Origin of the sequence: Chengkuizengella sp. SCS-71B (genome assembly GCF_040100845.1) — a bacterium.
Lineage (GTDB): Bacteria > Bacillota > Bacilli > Paenibacillales > KCTC-33759 > Chengkuizengella.
Genome location: NZ_JAZHSH010000001.1, coordinates 3458495 through 3473362, shown reverse-complemented (window position 1 = coordinate 3473362; position 14868 = coordinate 3458495). Strand labels below are relative to the sequence as shown.

Below are 14868 nucleotides of genomic sequence, written 5' to 3'. Positions count from 1 at the left end.
GGAAAGAAGTAACAAGGAAATTGTATACAGTTGTGCTTTTAAAAATTTTTTTGATTTTGAAGTGAAAGCCAGAGGATTTACGTCTAAGTTTATAGGATAGATAAAGGTGGTGTGGCGATGGATCAATTAACTGATGAGCAGCTTGTTAAAGAAATTCAAATGGGTAAAAATGAAGCATATCGTTTGTTGGTGGAAAGACATAAAAATTATATTTTTACACTAATATTTCAAATGATTGGACATCGTGAAACTGCTGAAGATTTATCTCAAGAAGTGTTTATTAAATTATTTAGAACACTTTCTTCTTTCCAAGGAAGTTCAAAATTTAAAACTTGGTTATACCGTCTAACAGTCAACCTTGTTATAGATCATCGCAGATCTCAAAAAAGAAAGTCAGTTGTGGCTTGGGCGGATGAAATAAAGGATAAATTATTTACAGATTCAAATGAAGAGCCAGAAACAAAAACGATAGCCAAAGAAAAACAGGAATTGGTACATCAACTTATTAACAGTCTGCCAGATAAGTATCGAATCATTATTTATTTACATCATTTGAAGGAGTTTTCTTGTTCTGAAATTGCAGAAATTATGCAACTCCCAATAAAAACAGTAGAAACTCGCTTGTACAGAGGAAAAAAAAGATTAAGGCAAAAGTGGATGGAGGTGGATAGTCATGTTCAGGAAAAATCAAAAATCCAATCGACAACAGTATGATGATTTAGAACAGCAATTGAATTCATTGCCTATTTTTGAACCATCTTCAAGTTTCGTAGATGATGTAATGCATCACACGATAAAAATGGATGCAAATAACAAAGTAAATATTCACAAACAATTTAAACAAAGCAATGAAGTTATTCATATCATTATTGCGAGTGCAGCGACTTACTTTTTTATTTCCGAGGGAATATTTTCTACATTTCTACAGATGAATCCTGAACAATTCAGTATGGAAGTGCATGATACAGTAAATGGGGCTATCACATTTGGTTCTGAGTTTTTTAATATAATTTCTACAAAAATCTCACAGATAGTTAATCAGTGAATCTGTAGATACCACCTATAGAGGTGGGCGTCTGTATGCAAATATTTTCGGATAAATTTAAGGAGGGTTAATAATGGAAAAACATGAAGTGCCTGGGGATATTCAGCCACAGCAAGAGAAGATGGATGACTTTATAGAGCAAAGAATTCATCAGCATAAACAACAAATGAATTCTAGTTCTATCCCTTTTCAAACTACTAAACATAAAAATAAGTTTGTAACTGGATTATTAGCATTTTTATTGCCTGGGATGGGCCATTTTTATTTAGGGTTAATGCAAAGAGGGGTGATGTTTATGATGCTTTTAGCCATAGACATCGTATTCATTGTCTCACTAGGTATGAACTTTGTTGATTCAAATGTTCCTTTAATTGTATTACTATCTTTTGTTGTTCCAGTTATTTATTTTTATAATATATTTGATGCTTTGCAAATAGCAGATATTATAAATACACAAGGTACTCAAGAGGATACAAAAGTAAATATAAGAGACGGAAAGACATTTGGTTATATGTTAATAGCAGCTGGTACACTACTTTTTATTATTAGTAACAAACCATCTTGGTTAAGTATAGTCTTTGATATTTTCGGTTCGTATTTAGGTGGTATTGCCTTAATTGTCGCAGGAGGGCTATTGATTTTTAGTGAATTAAAGAAAAAAAATCAACAATGAGGTGGAGAGTGAATTTTTATGATAAAGGTGGGTAGATATACAGTAGCTATGTTGTTAGTGATCGTTGGTGCAGCATTGCTCATCGATCAAACAAGAGATACTATATATTTGGAAAAGATAGTACAGTGGTGGCCAATTATTATCATTTTTTTTGGAATTGAATACTTATTATTTCAATTAAAAAGTAATGATGATAGAGATGTCAAACTAGATATAAAGTCAATCATTTTAAGTTTTATTGTCGTACTAGTCCTATCTGGTTTAACATCAGGTTTTCCATTTTTGAATCAATTAGAATTAGTTTATTTTCGTTCTGCTTCTGAAAATGATATGAAATTTGAAAAAGAAGTTAAGATGATAAATTTTCCTGAAAATACAAATAAACTATATGTTGAAAATTTAAATGGAAAGATTAGCATAAAATCTTCTGATCAAAAAGACCTCAAAATTGAAACAACGATATATGTTTCTAAAATGGATCAAGAAAAAACAGAAACAATAGTAAATGAGTCTAAACTTGAGTGGGTTGAAGGGAACACTTTGCAAGTATTTGCAAAGGGAAAAGAATATTATAGGTTTGGTTTGAAATATAAACCCAAAATAAACTTGATTATACATGTGCCAGAATCTAGAGAAATAGATATTCAATTAAAAATGAAAAATGGCTCTGCTATAGTAACTGATGCTCCAGTACTTAATTATTTAGAAATTGATACAACAAATGGTGACATTTATATTAAAAACATAGAGGGCAAAGTAGTCGCTGATACAACGAATGGTGATATTGAGGTTTATTCTATCAGTAATAATACAGTGCTTGATACAACAAATGGAGATATTATTGCTAAAAATATATTTGGCGATTTTATAGTGGATACAACAAATGGTAAAATAGAAGGGGAAATGATTGAAGGAAAGGTTGAGGCTGATTCAACTAATGGATCAATAACGTTGGTTGAAGTGTACGATGAAGTGACAGCTGATACTACAAATGGCAGGATTAAAGTAAAGTCTCAAGTAGTTGATGGAAGCTGGTATTTAGACACTTTAAATGAAGATATAGTCGTAAATTTACCTGAAAATGGAAACTTCACATTTAGAGCTAAGACGAGTGCTGGAGAGTTTTCTAGTGATTTTCCTTTTCATATCGATAAGAAACTTATGGGTGGAATAGTTGGTAATGGTGAACACAAAATTGCCGCGTATACTACTAATGGTTCAGTAATTGTTAAAAAGTGGGACCAAGACCTTTAATTTTGTCTTGAAGTTGACAAAGAGATAACCTCAACCGTATTATAAATATATACCTTAATGATCAAATAGAAAGGCGGTAGGGATTATGTCATCCCAGTTAGAACATGCCTTAAAGCAACTAAAAATAAGTGGTGTTCGTATGACACCGCAAAGACATGCGATCCTTTCGTTTATGTTAGAAACAGATACTCATCCTAGTGTGGATGAAATTTTTAAAGCACTTGGTGGACAGTTTCCAAATATGAGTGTTGCAACTATATATAATAATTTAAAAGTATTTTTAGACGCTGGTTTAGTTCGTGAGCTGACATTTGGTGATGGTGCGAGTCGATTTGATGCTAATGTAGATGAACATTACCATGCGATTTGTGATGATTGTGGTAAAATTGTTGATTTTCACTCTCCTCCGCTTTATCAAATTGAGGAGATAGCATCCGAAAAAACAGGGTTTATTGTTAAGCATCATAGAATGGAAGTTCATGGAACCTGTCAACAATGCAGTGAAGCATAATTCGTTATTTATTTTAACAGGAAAATCATTTAATATAAGACGTATTGGTTCTTCTTTTTCAACAAAGAAGTACCTTACGTCTTTTTATTTTCAGACATAGGATGTGGATGGATTGAATCAGTTTAATATTTCAGTTAAAAAGAAAAAACGCAACAGATTGCTTAGAATGATCTTATTTATTTTATTATTGTTTTTTGTTTTATTTTTTTCTTATGTATTCTATCAAAGTTGGTTATCTGGACAGCCTTCTTCTGATAGAGTTACGGAAGATTTTAATGGCTTAGCCCAACCTATTTTTTATCAGAATGAGTTACAGCCTTATTCTGCTCTAGGTAATGACAAAGGATTAAAAGTTCCATTGGATTTTGTCAAAGAACGTATAGATCCAAATGTTAGGTTTGAAGAAGATTCTGGGTCTGTAATCATTACAACAAACAATCAAGTCATTCATTTCAAAACAGATCAGTTGAATGCAATGATAAATGAAACCCCCTATACTTTGCAATTTCCAATTGAGAATATAAATGATACGATTTATTTTCCAATCTATCATCTATTAGAGTTTTACAATTTAAAAATAGTAGAATCAGAAGAGACTAATGCAGTATTAATTTGGAATGCTGGGGATTTAATTCAATGGGGGAATGTTATTAGTGAGGATCAGTCAGTAGTAACTTTTCCTTTGAGGAAAGAGCCTACTATTAAAGCTTCTATTTTAAATGATATTTCCATCAATGAAAGAGTTATGATTATAGAAGAAAAATTAAATGGTTGGTATTTTGTGCAATTAGAAAATGGTTATCAAGGATACATTGAAGAGCAATATGTCATGCTGGATGAGCTTGAGATTATATCTGATCAAGTTAAAGAAGAATCTACTTTAGTTTGGAATCCAATAGGAGAAAAGATTAACTTAACCTGGGAAGCCGTTTACAATAAAAAAACGGATACTACAGTTATTGGTAATATGCCAGGTTTGAATGTAATAAGTCCAACATGGTTCCATCTACTAGATGAGTTAGGAAATATTGAAAATAAAGCAGATTCTGAATATGTAAATTGGGCACATTCACAAGGTTATCAAGTATGGGCATTGTTTAGCAATAATTTCAACCCAGATTGGACAAGCGTGGCTTTATCCAATTATGAAACCAGAATGAATATGATCAAACAACTTGTAAGTTATGCTGAATTATATGATTTACAAGGGATCAATATAGATTTTGAAAATGTTTATTTAAAAGACAAAGAAAACCTTACTCAATTTGTTCGAGAGCTCACTCCTATTTTACATGAACAAAATCTTGTTGTTTCGATTGATGTAACCATTCGAGGCGGAAGTGAGATGTGGTCGTTATTTTATGACAGAAAGGCCTTGGGAGAAGTTGTAGATTATATGATGGTTATGACTTATGATGAACATTGGGCTGCTAGTCCAGTTGCAGGATCTGTTGCATCTTTGCCATGGGTTGAAAAAGGCATCGTAGACATTATGAACGAGGATCAGGTGCCGGCAGACAAGCTAATTTTAGGAGTCCCTTTTTACACTCGTTTATGGACTGAAAAAATGGAGGATGGTAATATATCTGTTTCTTCAAAAACATTGTTTATGGAAACAGCGCATCAGATTATTGAGGAGAAAAAATTAGATGTACAGTATAAAGAAGATGTAGGACAAAATTATGTTGAATATAAAGAAGGAAATTCGACATATAAAATTTGGTTAGAAGATGTTGTTTCCATGGAAGCACGTGCTGAAATAGTGAAAAAGTATGATTTAGCGGGTATAGCTTCTTGGAGAAGAGGTTTTGAAACACCAGATATTTGGGATGTTATTAACAATACACTGAACAAAAGACCTTAAGTATGTAAATTTTTATAAAATGCCACCTCTCATAAATAATTAAAATAAAGGATGTCTAATGATCCTCTATTAGAGCATTGGACATCCTTATGTTATGTTAGAATCAACTTTTGTATTAAAGAAATTTATTAATGTTCTTGACCTTTAGTAATTGCTTGATCTGCTTTGTTTTTATCAAATGTAAGTATAGTTCTACAATACATACATCGATCTGTTTTACCAATATGGCGAGTAGGTTTTCCGCACTCAGGGCACTCCAATGTAATAGAACTCGTAGAAAGTGTTCCAGCCCAGAAGTATACAGCCACACTGCCTAACAAACTAATTGTACCTATAATCATAAAAGGTATTGAGATGATATATTTCCCTAAGTTTCCCCATAATAGCAAACCACCCGTGCCAATAATCATGATTCCCATACCGCCTAAAGTTAATAAGAGTCCCCATAGACGTAATTCATTAATTTTACTTGATTTTAGAAACATTATCTAATCCTCTTCTCATCGTTAATAAAATTTACCTCTTTAAAATTAATTTCCAGAGCAATATTATATATTCAATATTATATTAGAGCAACATAGTTCAAACAAGCGAAAATAATGTTACAACTTTATATTAGCCAGAAGAGCTTATTGATTTATAATATTTTGCTTTAGTAACATATCCTTCTCTAACTCTCTTCATATCTTCTAAATCATTTTGTGTTAATTCTCTAACTACTTTTGCAGGTCTACCAAAAGCCAGACAGTTAGGGGGAATTATTTTGCCTTGGGAAACAAGACTTCCAGCACCTATAAATGCTCCTTCTCCAATTTCTGCGCCGTCTAATATAATGGACCCCATGCCAATTAATGCTTTGTTTCTAATCTTGCAGCTATGAAGTATAACCTGATGCCCAACTGTAACGTCATCCTCAATAATAAGTGGATAGGCTGGACTCTGATGTAAAACACAATTGTCTTGTATATTACTCCTTTTACCAATGATTGTTGGAGAAACATCCCCCCTAATTACTGTATTAAACCATATGCTGCTTTCTTCACCGATAGTTACATCTCCAGTGATCGTTACGTAATCAGCTAAATATACACTTTTAGCAATTGAAGGTCTTTTCCCGTTGTATTCATAAATCATATCAGTACCTCATTATTCAAATTTTTAATTTTAATATCATTACAAAAGGTTAAGTTTAATATACAGATTCATGTTAATAAGATCAAGGAAGTAGAAGTCAAACAAATGATTCAGATTATTATCTGAACATTCTAAAAAAACTTACTTTACTGTGTTGTTATTTTTTTTTCTAAATATTATTGACAGGCTATATGATTCTGTGATAAATTTAATTTCGCCGCTTCGGAAGGCAAGTATACATGAGAAGCAGCATCTAAGAGTTTCATAGATTCAACTAATGATTTGGAATGTAACTTTCAAAAAAAAGTTGTTGACAAGAACTAATAGAAAATGTTATGATTATTGAGTCGCCATAAAATGACTAGCGACCAAAATAGTAAACAACTTGCACCTTGAAAACTGAATAACGAGTGAACTTACGGAGACTTGAAATTTTTCAGGAATCCAAACAAATAGCTCAAAAGTTTTAAACTTTTGGGAACCCGGATATAACATGTAACAAAGAATGAGCCAAGCGCTCTAAAATAGTTGTGATCGAGAGATTGCAACCTTTAATGGAGAGTTTGATCCTGGCTCAGGACGAACGCTGGCGGCGTGCCTAATACATGCAAGTCGAACGAAGAGATTAAAAAGCTTGCTTTTTAATGTTCTTAGTGGCGGACGGGTGAGTAACACGTAGGTAACCTGCCTATAAGCCTGGGATAACTAGTGGAAACATTAGCTAATACCGGATAAGGTCATTTGATCGCATGATGAGATGAAGAAAGAGGGTGTAAGCTCTCGCTTAGAGATGGACCTGCGGCGCATTAGCTAGTTGGTGAGGTAAGGGCTCACCAAGGCGACGATGCGTAGCCGACCTGAGAGGGTGATCGGCCACACTGGGACTGAGACACGGCCCAGACTCCTACGGGAGGCAGCAGTAGGGAATCTTCCGCAATGGACGAAAGTCTGACGGAGCAACGCCGCGTGAGTGAAGAAGGTTTTCGGATCGTAAAGCTCTGTTGCCAGGGAAGAGAAGGCAGATGTTAACTGCATTTGCTTAGACGGTACCTGAGAAGAAAGCCCCGGCTAACTACGTGCCAGCAGCCGCGGTAATACGTAGGGGGCAAGCGTTGTCCGGAATTATTGGGCGTAAAGGGCGCGCAGGCGGCCCATTAAGTCTGGTGTTTAAACTCGGAGCTCAACTCCGAGTCGCACTGGAAACTGGTGAGCTTGAGTGCAGAAGAGGAGAGTGGAATTCCACGTGTAGCGGTGAAATGCGTAGAGATGTGGAGGAACACCAGTGGCGAAGGCGACTCTCTGGTCTGTAACTGACGCTGAGGCGCGAAAGCGTGGGGAGCGAACAGGATTAGATACCCTGGTAGTCCACGCCGTAAACGATGAATGCTAGGTGTTAGGGGTTTCGATACCCTTGGTGCCGAAGTTAACACATTAAGCATTCCGCCTGGGGAGTACGGTCGCAAGACTGAAACTCAAAGGAATTGACGGGGACCCGCACAAGCAGTGGAGTATGTGGTTTAATTCGAAGCAACGCGAAGAACCTTACCAGGTCTTGACATCCCTTTGAACGCTGTAGAGATATGGCTTTCCTTCGGGACAAAGGAGACAGGTGGTGCATGGTTGTCGTCAGCTCGTGTCGTGAGATGTTGGGTTAAGTCCCGCAACGAGCGCAACCCTTAATCTTAGTTGCCAGCAAGTGAAGTTGGGCACTCTAAGGTGACTGCCGGTGACAAACCGGAGGAAGGTGGGGATGACGTCAAATCATCATGCCCCTTATGACCTGGGCTACACACGTACTACAATGGTCGGTACAAAGGGCAGCGAAGCCGCGAGGTGGAGCCAATCCCAACAAAGCCGATCTCAGTTCGGATTGCAGGCTGCAACTCGCCTGCATGAAGTCGGAATTGCTAGTAATCGCGGATCAGCATGCCGCGGTGAATACGTTCCCGGGTCTTGTACACACCGCCCGTCACACCACGAGAGTTTACAACACCCGAAGTCGGTGAGGTAACCCCTTGGGGAGCCAGCCGCCGAAGGTGGGGTAGATGATTGGGGTGAAGTCGTAACAAGGTAGCCGTATCGGAAGGTGCGGCTGGATCACCTCCTTTCTATGGAGAATACAGTTCACTCGTTTTCAGTTTTGAGAGTGCAAGCTCTCAAAGTAAGAATTGTTCCTTGAAAACTAGATAGCGAAAGCAAAGAAACATGATTAGCAATGGAATTCCCAGCACACGATGTGCTGGTGCCGATGTTAGTCACATGGAAGTGACTAGTTTTAATCGGCGCATCCGATATGGTTAAGCTATTAAGAGCACACGGAGGATGCCTAGGCGCTAGGAGCCGAAGAAGGACGTGGCGAACAACGAAATGCCTCGGGGAGTCGTAAGCAGACCTCGATCCGGGGATGTCCGAATGGGGGAACCCACGTACTGTAATAGGTACGTACCCTAGACTGAATACATAGGTCTAGCGGAGGCAGACCAGGGGAACTGAAACATCTAAGTACCCTGAGGAAGAGAAAACAAAAGTGATTCCGTCAGTAGCGGCGAGCGAACGCGGATTAGCCCAAACCAACAGGCTTGCCTGTTGGGGTTGTGGGACACTCCACATGGAGTTACAAAGGAATGATTTAGGTGAAGCGTCTGGAAAGGCGAACCAAAGAGGGTAAAAGTCCTGTAACTAAAAAATCATTCTCTCCGGAGTGGATCCCGAGTAGTGCGGGGCACGTGAAACCCCGTATGAATCTGGCAGGACCATCTGCCAAGGCTAAATACTCCCTAGCGACCGATAGTGAAGCAGTACCGTGAGGGAAAGGTGAAAAGGACCCCGGGAGGGGAGTGAAATAGAACCTGAAACCGTGTGCTTACAAGAAGTCAGAGCCCGTTTAATGGGTGATGGCGTGCCTTTTGTAGAATGAACCGGCGAGTTACGTTAGCATGCAAGGTTAAAGTGAAGAGCTGGAGCCGCAGCGAAAGCGAGTCTGAATAGGGCGGTATGAGTATGTTGACGTAGACCCGAAACCGTGTGATCTACCCCTGTCCAGGGTGAAGGTGAGGTAACACTCACTGGAGGCCCGAACCCACTTATGTTGAAAAATGAGGGGATGAGGTGGGGGTAGCGGAGAAATTCCAATCGAACTCGGAAATAGCTGGTTCTCCCCGAAATAGCTTTAGGGCTAGCCTTGGGGGTGAGTCGTGGAGGTAGAGCACTGATTGGGTGCGGGGCCCGTCAAGGGTTACCAAGCTCAGTCAAACTCCGAATGCCATAGACTTTAAACCCCAGGAGTCAGACGGTGAGTGCTAAGATCCATCGTCAAAAGGGAAACAGCCCAGACCATCAGCTAAGGTCCCCAAGTGTGTGTTAAGTGGGAAAGGATGTGGAGTTGCACAGACAACCAGGATGTTGGCTTAGAAGCAGCCACCATTGAAAGAGTGCGTAATAGCTCACTGGTCGAGTGACTCTGCGCCGAAAATGTAACGGGGCTAAACACACCACCGAAGCTATGGCTTGATACAATGGTATCAGGGGTAGGGGAGCGTTGTGTATGGATTGAAGGTATACCGTAAGGAGTGCTGGACTGTACACAAGTGAGAATGCCGGTATAAGTAACGAAAAGACAAGTGAGAATCTTGTCCGCCGAAAGCCCAAGGTTTCCTGAGGAAGGCTCGTCCGCTCAGGGTAAGTCGGGACCTAAGGTGAGGCCGAAAGGCGTAATCGAAGGACAACAGGTTGAAATTCCTGTACCACCGTAAACCGTTATGAGCAATTGGGGTGACGCAGAAGGGAACAGTTGCAGACTGATGGATAAGTCTGTTCAAGCAGTAAGGCTGGTGTGTAGGCAAATCCGCACACTGATAAGGCTGAGCTGTGATGAGGAGGGAAAATTGTAGTACCGAAGAACTCGCACTCATGCTGCCAAGAAAAGCCTCTAGCCAGGTGAAGGTGCCCGTACCGCAAACCGACACAGGTAGGCGAGAAGAGAATTCTAAGGCGCGCGGAAGAACTCTCGTTAAGGAACTCGGCAAAATGACCCCGTAACTTCGGGAGAAGGGGTGCTCCGTTAGGGTGTATAGCCCGAGGGAGCCGCAGTGAAAAGGCCCAAGCGACTGTTTAGCAAAAACACAGGTCTGTGCGAAGCCGTAAGGCGAAGTATACGGGCTGACGCCTGCCCGGTGCTGGAAGGTTAAGGGGAATGGTTAGCCGTTTTAGGCGAAGCTATGAACCGAAGCCCCAGTAAACGGCGGCCGTAACTATAACGGTCCTAAGGTAGCGAAATTCCTTGTCAGGTAAATTCTGACCCGCACGAATGGCGTAACGATTTGGGCGCTGTCTCAACGAGAGATCCGGTGAAATTTTAATACCAGTGAAGATGCTGGTTACCCGCGACAAGACGGAAAGACCCCATGGAGCTTTACTACAACCTGATATTGAACTGGGGTACGATTTGTACAGGATAGGTGGGAGCCTTGGAAGCTGGTGCGCAAGCATCGGTGGAGGCGCCCTTGGGATACCACCCTGATCGTATTCGAGTTCTAACCTAGGCCCTTGAATCAGGGTCGGGGACCGTGTCAGGCGGGTAGTTTGACTGGGGCGGTCGCCTCCTAAAGCGTAACGGAGGCGCCCTAAGGTTCCCTCAGAATGGTTGGAAATCATTCGAAGAGTGCAAAGGCATAAGGGAGCTTGACTGCAAGACGTACAGGTCGAGCAGGGACGAAAGTCGGGCTTAGTGATCCGGTGGTACCGAATGGAAGGGCCATCGCTCAACGGATAAAAGCTACCCTGGGGATAACAGGCTTATCTCCCCCAAGAGTCCACATCGACGGGGAGGTTTGGCACCTCGATGTCGGCTCATCGCATCCTGGGGCTGAAGTAGGTCCCAAGGGTTGGGCTGTTCGCCCATTAAAGCGGTACGCGAGCTGGGTTCAGAACGTCGTGAGACAGTTCGGTCCCTATCTGTCGTGGGCGTAGGAAATTTGAGAGGAGCTGTCCTTAGTACGAGAGGACCGGGATGGACGTACCGCTGGTGTACCAGTTGTTTCGCCAGAAGCATAGCTGGGTAGCCAAGTACGGAAGGGATAAGCGCTGAAAGCATCTAAGCGTGAAGCCCCCCTCAAGATGAGATTTCCCAATTTAGTAAGACCCCTTGAAGACGACGAGGTTGATAGGTTCGGGGTGGAAGTGCAGCAATGCATGGAGCTGACGAATACTAATCGGTCGAGGGCTTATCCAAGTAAACTTAAATAGTAATATTGGTACTAGGTTGAAGTTCCAATAATTACTCGCAAATATGTATTGACATTTGACTAATCATTTGATAAACTCGCATTTGTGACGTTTTATTTACTCTTTGTTTCGCATCTAGTTTTCAGGGAACACCCTGAAGCGAGTTTCTCTAAACATTCCCTGATAGCTCAGTTGGTAGAGCACTCGGCTGTTAACCGAGTTGTCACAGGTTCGAGTCCTGTTCGGGGAGCCATGGAGAGGTGTCCGAGCTGGCCGAAGGAGCACGATTGGAAATCGTGTAGGCGTCACAAGCGTCTCGAGGGTTCGAATCCCTCTCTCTCCGCCACTCAGGTTAACATATATATTAGGCCCGTTGGTCAAGCGGTTAAGACACCGCCCTTTCACGGCGGTAACACGGGTTCGAATCCCGTACGGGTCACCACCTAAAGTAAAGCATCAAGGGATAATGAATCCTAGGGTTCGTCGGAGCATAATCTTTATATGTGATTGCATCGCAGTCTCGTAATGAAATGAAGAGTATCCCGTACGGGTCACCACCTAAAGTAAAGCATCAAGGGATAATGAAATCCCAAATGCTAAACAAGTACATATGGACGCTTAGCTCAGCTGGGAGAGCATCTGCCTTACAAGCAGAGGGTCGGCGGTTCGATCCCGTCAGCGTCCACCATAATATTATCGCGGGGTGGAGCAGTCTGGTAGCTCGTCGGGCTCATAACCCGAAGGTCGTAGGTTCAAATCCTGCCCCCGCAACCAAATAATAATGTGGAGCTGTGGTGTAGAGGCCTAACATGCCTGCCTGTCACGCAGGAGATCGCGGGTTCGAATCCCGTCAGCTCCGCCATTTAAAACATAACAAGGGATGATGAACCCAATGGGTTCGTTGGAGCATAAACTTCGAAAGGGTTACATCGCAATCTCGTAACGAAGTGAAGAGTATCCCGTCAGCTCCGCCATTACAATCATTATTAAGTAGGCAAAGTAAGGCTCGATAGCTCAGTCGGTAGAGCAGAGGACTGAAAATCCTCGTGTCGGCAGTTCGATTCTGTCTCGAGCCACCATTTTCTAAGAGAAATAAACGCCGTTGTAGCTCAACTGGTAGAGCAACTGACTTGTAATCAGTAGGTTGGGGGTTCAAGTCCTCTCGACGGCACCATTTTGGAGGATTAGCGAAGTGGCCAAACGCAGCAGACTGTAAATCTGTTCCCATCGGGTTCGGTGGTTCGAATCCATCATCCTCCACCATATATAGGGGCATAGTTTAAAGGTAGAACAGCGGTCTCCAAAACCGTTAGTGTGGGTTCAATTCCTGCTGCCCCTGCCAGAAAGATTTTAAGAAAAACTTAAGTTATTGCGGCGGTCGTGGCGAAGTGGTTAACGCACCGGATTGTGGCTCCGGCATTCGAGGGTTCGATTCCCTTCGATCGCCCCATTGGGGATTAGCCAAGCGGTAAGGCAACGGACTTTGACTCCGTCATGCACAGGTTCGAATCCTGTATCCCCAGCCATTACGCGGACGTGGCTCAGTGGTAGAGCATCGCCTTGCCAAGGCGAGGGTCGCGAGTTCGAATCTCGTCGTCCGCTCCATTATATTTTGGCGCCATAGCCAAGTGGTAAGGCAGAGCTCTGCAAAAGCTTTATCCCCAGTTCAAATCTGGGTGGCGCCTCCACAAATTAATAGGATAGTATATGTGCCGGGGTGGCGGAATTGGCAGACGCACAGGACTTAAAATCCTGCGGTAGGTGACTACCGTACCGGTTCGACTCCGGTCCTCGGCACCATTTTTATTTTACGCCCTTAGCTCAGCTGGATAGAGCGTTTGACTACGAATCAAAAGGTCGGGAGTTCGAATCTCTCAGGGCGTGCCATTTAAACTTCATGATAGACTAAACGCATTGAGACAATTCGAACGTTAGAGTTCGTCGGAGCATAAGCCTCGAAAGCAAAGACATCGAAGTAAGGTAACTGTACCTCTCAGGGCGTGCCATTGAAACACCTTTGAAATACTAAACGCAGTGAGAAAAATTTTAATTTAATAAATATATGCCGGTGTGGCGGAATTGGCAGACGCGACGGACTCAAAATCCGTTTCCAGCAATGGAGTGGGGGTTCGAGTCCCTTCACCGGTACCAAACATACATAAACAACATTCATTTCTAAAATGGATGTTTTTTTATTTTTATTATTTTTTTATAGGAACAGTACTTTACTTGATGCACTATTCTCTTGATTTATTCATACAATTGTATATATTTATTTTTTGGTGGTGTATGTTAATGAATCAAACTCCTATAGAAGCGGCTACAAAATTTGTGGAGATGAATTTTCCAAATTGCAGTGCTGCTTTTTTAGCTGCGAGTGCAAAAAAGGAAAGTATTAAAAAGAATTCTGATTTAGATATTGTTATTTTTGATAATGAAATTAGTCTTCACTTTAGAAAGGTATATGATTATGCCCCATGGCCAGCAGAGGTATTTGGGTTTAATTTAAGTAGTTTTAATGAATTTATGAATAAAAATGATAGCTATGCTCTACCTACAATTTATATAATCATTACTAAGGGATTTGTGGTTAAGGACAATGGAAAAGCTGTGTCCATTAAAAAAATGTGTGAAGAAAGACTTATTAAAGGTCCACCTAGCTGGAGTTTTGATGAATTGAATTTTGCAAGATTTGAAATTACTGATCAGTTGGAAGATCTAATTACTTCTCAAAATGTAATGGAAAATTATTTTATTGTAAATAAATTGTTTAATCTATGTGCTACTTTTATTTTAAGGGTAAATGATTTGTGGTTAGGTGACGGTAAATGGTTGTATAGAGAATTGTTTGCATACCATAAGGGGGTATCTAAACAATTTATTTCTGCTTTTGAAAGTTATTACAAAACAAGTGACAAACAACAATTGATTGAATTTATTGATTCCATCTTAGAACCTTATGGGGGAAGGTTATTTGCTGGATTTTATCAAGAAGAAGAGGAAGAGCATGTGATTGATGACTTTTATCTAGAAGAAGATGAAGAGGATGCGATTGAATAATTGTTAATAATTGCTTTATTTAGGTTAAAAATTATATGTAGTATATGTAGAGCTCGCTAATTAGCGAGTTTTTATCTTTACGTATTATGTCAAATATTTTTTGG

The 14868-nt window shown here is 40.6% G+C and carries 9 protein-coding genes, 17 tRNA genes and 2 rRNA genes; 26 read left to right on the top strand and 2 right to left on the bottom strand.

Going from position 1 to position 14868, the window contains the following annotated elements:
* Window positions 1-117 precede the first annotated feature (117 nt).
* The 6 genes from VQL36_RS17085 (at window position 118) to VQL36_RS17060 (ending at window position 5347) form a co-directional block, all read left to right on the top strand.
* The gene (locus tag VQL36_RS17085; protein ID WP_349250459.1) at window positions 118-714 is read left to right on the top strand and encodes an RNA polymerase sigma factor; all 597 of its coding nucleotides are present in this window, start codon (window positions 118-120) and stop codon (window positions 712-714) included.
* On the top strand, window positions 674-1045 hold the full coding sequence (locus tag VQL36_RS17080) for a hypothetical protein (RefSeq protein WP_349250458.1): 372 nt from the start codon (window positions 674-676) through the stop codon (window positions 1043-1045). Before VQL36_RS17085 ends, VQL36_RS17080 begins: the two co-directional genes overlap by 41 nt.
* 73 nt (window positions 1046-1118) lie before the next feature.
* Entirely contained in the window at window positions 1119-1718 is a 600-nt protein-coding gene (locus VQL36_RS17075; RefSeq protein WP_349250457.1) for a DUF6677 family protein, read from the top strand.
* 18 nt (window positions 1719-1736) lie between these two features.
* Window positions 1737-2972, top strand: a complete 1236-nt coding sequence (locus VQL36_RS17070) for a DUF4097 family beta strand repeat-containing protein (protein WP_349250456.1) — start codon at window positions 1737-1739, stop codon at window positions 2970-2972.
* Window positions 2973-3057: 85 nt separating this feature from the next.
* Window positions 3058-3483: a Fur family transcriptional regulator gene (locus VQL36_RS17065; protein WP_349250455.1), complete on the top strand. Its 426-nt coding sequence runs from the start codon at window positions 3058-3060 to the stop codon at window positions 3481-3483.
* Window positions 3484-3595: 112 nt separating this feature from the next.
* Entirely contained in the window at window positions 3596-5347 is a 1752-nt protein-coding gene (locus VQL36_RS17060) for a glycosyl hydrolase family 18 protein (RefSeq protein ID WP_349250454.1), read from the top strand.
* A 128-nt stretch (window positions 5348-5475) separates the two neighbouring features.
* Here the strand turns inward: VQL36_RS17060 and VQL36_RS17055 are convergent, their stop codons facing one another.
* Together VQL36_RS17055 and VQL36_RS17050 are read right to left on the bottom strand one after the other, a co-directional pair.
* Window positions 5476-5832 carry a DUF2614 family zinc ribbon-containing protein gene (locus VQL36_RS17055; protein ID WP_349250453.1) on the bottom strand — a complete coding sequence of 119 codons (357 nt, stop codon included), beginning with the start codon at window positions 5830-5832 and terminating at the stop codon, window positions 5476-5478.
* A 130-nt stretch (window positions 5833-5962) separates the two neighbouring features.
* Window positions 5963-6481, bottom strand: a complete 519-nt coding sequence (locus tag VQL36_RS17050; RefSeq protein WP_349250452.1) for a gamma carbonic anhydrase family protein — start codon at window positions 6479-6481, stop codon at window positions 5963-5965.
* Between the two features lie 551 nt (window positions 6482-7032).
* Between VQL36_RS17050 and VQL36_RS17045 the strand changes: the two genes are divergently transcribed.
* From VQL36_RS17045 to VQL36_RS16950, 20 genes are all read left to right on the top strand, one after another.
* Window positions 7033-8589 (top strand): 16S ribosomal RNA (locus VQL36_RS17045).
* 187 nt (window positions 8590-8776) lie between these two features.
* Window positions 8777-11711, top strand: a 23S ribosomal RNA gene (locus VQL36_RS17040).
* Together the 16S and 23S rRNA genes with 17 tRNA genes alongside form the textbook arrangement of a ribosomal RNA operon.
* 170 nt (window positions 11712-11881) lie before the next feature.
* Window positions 11882-11957, top strand: a tRNA-Asn gene (locus VQL36_RS17035).
* A 1-nt stretch (window position 11958) separates the two neighbouring features.
* Window positions 11959-12050, top strand: a tRNA-Ser gene (locus VQL36_RS17030).
* A 21-nt stretch (window positions 12051-12071) separates the two neighbouring features.
* A tRNA-Glu gene (locus VQL36_RS17025) sits at window positions 12072-12146 on the top strand.
* Between the two features lie 170 nt (window positions 12147-12316).
* A tRNA-Val gene (locus VQL36_RS17020) sits at window positions 12317-12392 on the top strand.
* 9 nt (window positions 12393-12401) lie between these two features.
* Window positions 12402-12478, top strand: a tRNA-Met gene (locus tag VQL36_RS17015).
* Window positions 12479-12489: 11 nt separating this feature from the next.
* Window positions 12490-12566, top strand: a tRNA-Asp gene (locus VQL36_RS17010).
* A 141-nt stretch (window positions 12567-12707) separates the two neighbouring features.
* Window positions 12708-12783 (top strand) — tRNA-Phe (locus VQL36_RS17005).
* 19 nt (window positions 12784-12802) lie between these two features.
* Window positions 12803-12878, top strand: a tRNA-Thr gene (locus VQL36_RS17000).
* Between the two features lie 4 nt (window positions 12879-12882).
* A tRNA-Tyr gene (locus VQL36_RS16995) sits at window positions 12883-12967 on the top strand.
* A 5-nt stretch (window positions 12968-12972) separates the two neighbouring features.
* Window positions 12973-13046, top strand: a tRNA-Trp gene (locus VQL36_RS16990).
* Between the two features lie 32 nt (window positions 13047-13078).
* Window positions 13079-13154, top strand: a tRNA-His gene (locus VQL36_RS16985).
* A 1-nt stretch (window position 13155) separates the two neighbouring features.
* A tRNA-Gln gene (locus tag VQL36_RS16980) sits at window positions 13156-13230 on the top strand.
* 4 nt (window positions 13231-13234) lie between these two features.
* A tRNA-Gly gene (locus VQL36_RS16975) sits at window positions 13235-13309 on the top strand.
* Window positions 13310-13318: 9 nt separating this feature from the next.
* Window positions 13319-13392 (top strand) — tRNA-Cys (locus tag VQL36_RS16970).
* A gap of 23 nt (window positions 13393-13415) precedes the next feature.
* Window positions 13416-13504: transfer RNA gene (locus VQL36_RS16965), tRNA-Leu, on the top strand.
* A gap of 10 nt (window positions 13505-13514) precedes the next feature.
* A tRNA-Arg gene (locus VQL36_RS16960) sits at window positions 13515-13591 on the top strand.
* 177 nt (window positions 13592-13768) lie between these two features.
* Window positions 13769-13855: transfer RNA gene (locus VQL36_RS16955), tRNA-Leu, on the top strand.
* 144 nt (window positions 13856-13999) lie between these two features.
* The gene (locus VQL36_RS16950) at window positions 14000-14764 is read left to right on the top strand and encodes a nucleotidyltransferase domain-containing protein (protein WP_349250451.1); all 765 of its coding nucleotides are present in this window, start codon (window positions 14000-14002) and stop codon (window positions 14762-14764) included.
* The last annotated feature ends 104 nt before the right edge of the window (window positions 14765-14868 follow it).

Excerpts from the sequence above, each read along its gene's own strand:
- VQL36_RS17085 (WP_349250459.1), top strand. The coding sequence starts at position 118 with ATGGATCAATTAACTGATGAGCAGCTTGTTAAAGAAATTCAAATGGGT.
- VQL36_RS17080 (WP_349250458.1), top strand. The coding sequence starts at position 674 with ATGTTCAGGAAAAATCAAAAATCCAATCGACAACAGTATGATGATTTA.
- VQL36_RS17075 (WP_349250457.1), top strand. The coding sequence starts at position 1,119 with ATGGAAAAACATGAAGTGCCTGGGGATATTCAGCCACAGCAAGAGAAG.
- VQL36_RS17070 (WP_349250456.1), top strand. The coding sequence starts at position 1,737 with ATGATAAAGGTGGGTAGATATACAGTAGCTATGTTGTTAGTGATCGTT.
- VQL36_RS17065 (WP_349250455.1), top strand. The coding sequence starts at position 3,058 with ATGTCATCCCAGTTAGAACATGCCTTAAAGCAACTAAAAATAAGTGGT.
- VQL36_RS17055 (WP_349250453.1), bottom strand. The coding sequence starts at position 5,832 with ATGTTTCTAAAATCAAGTAAAATTAATGAATTACGTCTATGGGGACTC.
- VQL36_RS17050 (WP_349250452.1), bottom strand. The coding sequence starts at position 6,481 with ATGATTTATGAATACAACGGGAAAAGACCTTCAATTGCTAAAAGTGTA.
- VQL36_RS16950 (WP_349250451.1), top strand. The coding sequence starts at position 14,000 with ATGAATCAAACTCCTATAGAAGCGGCTACAAAATTTGTGGAGATGAAT.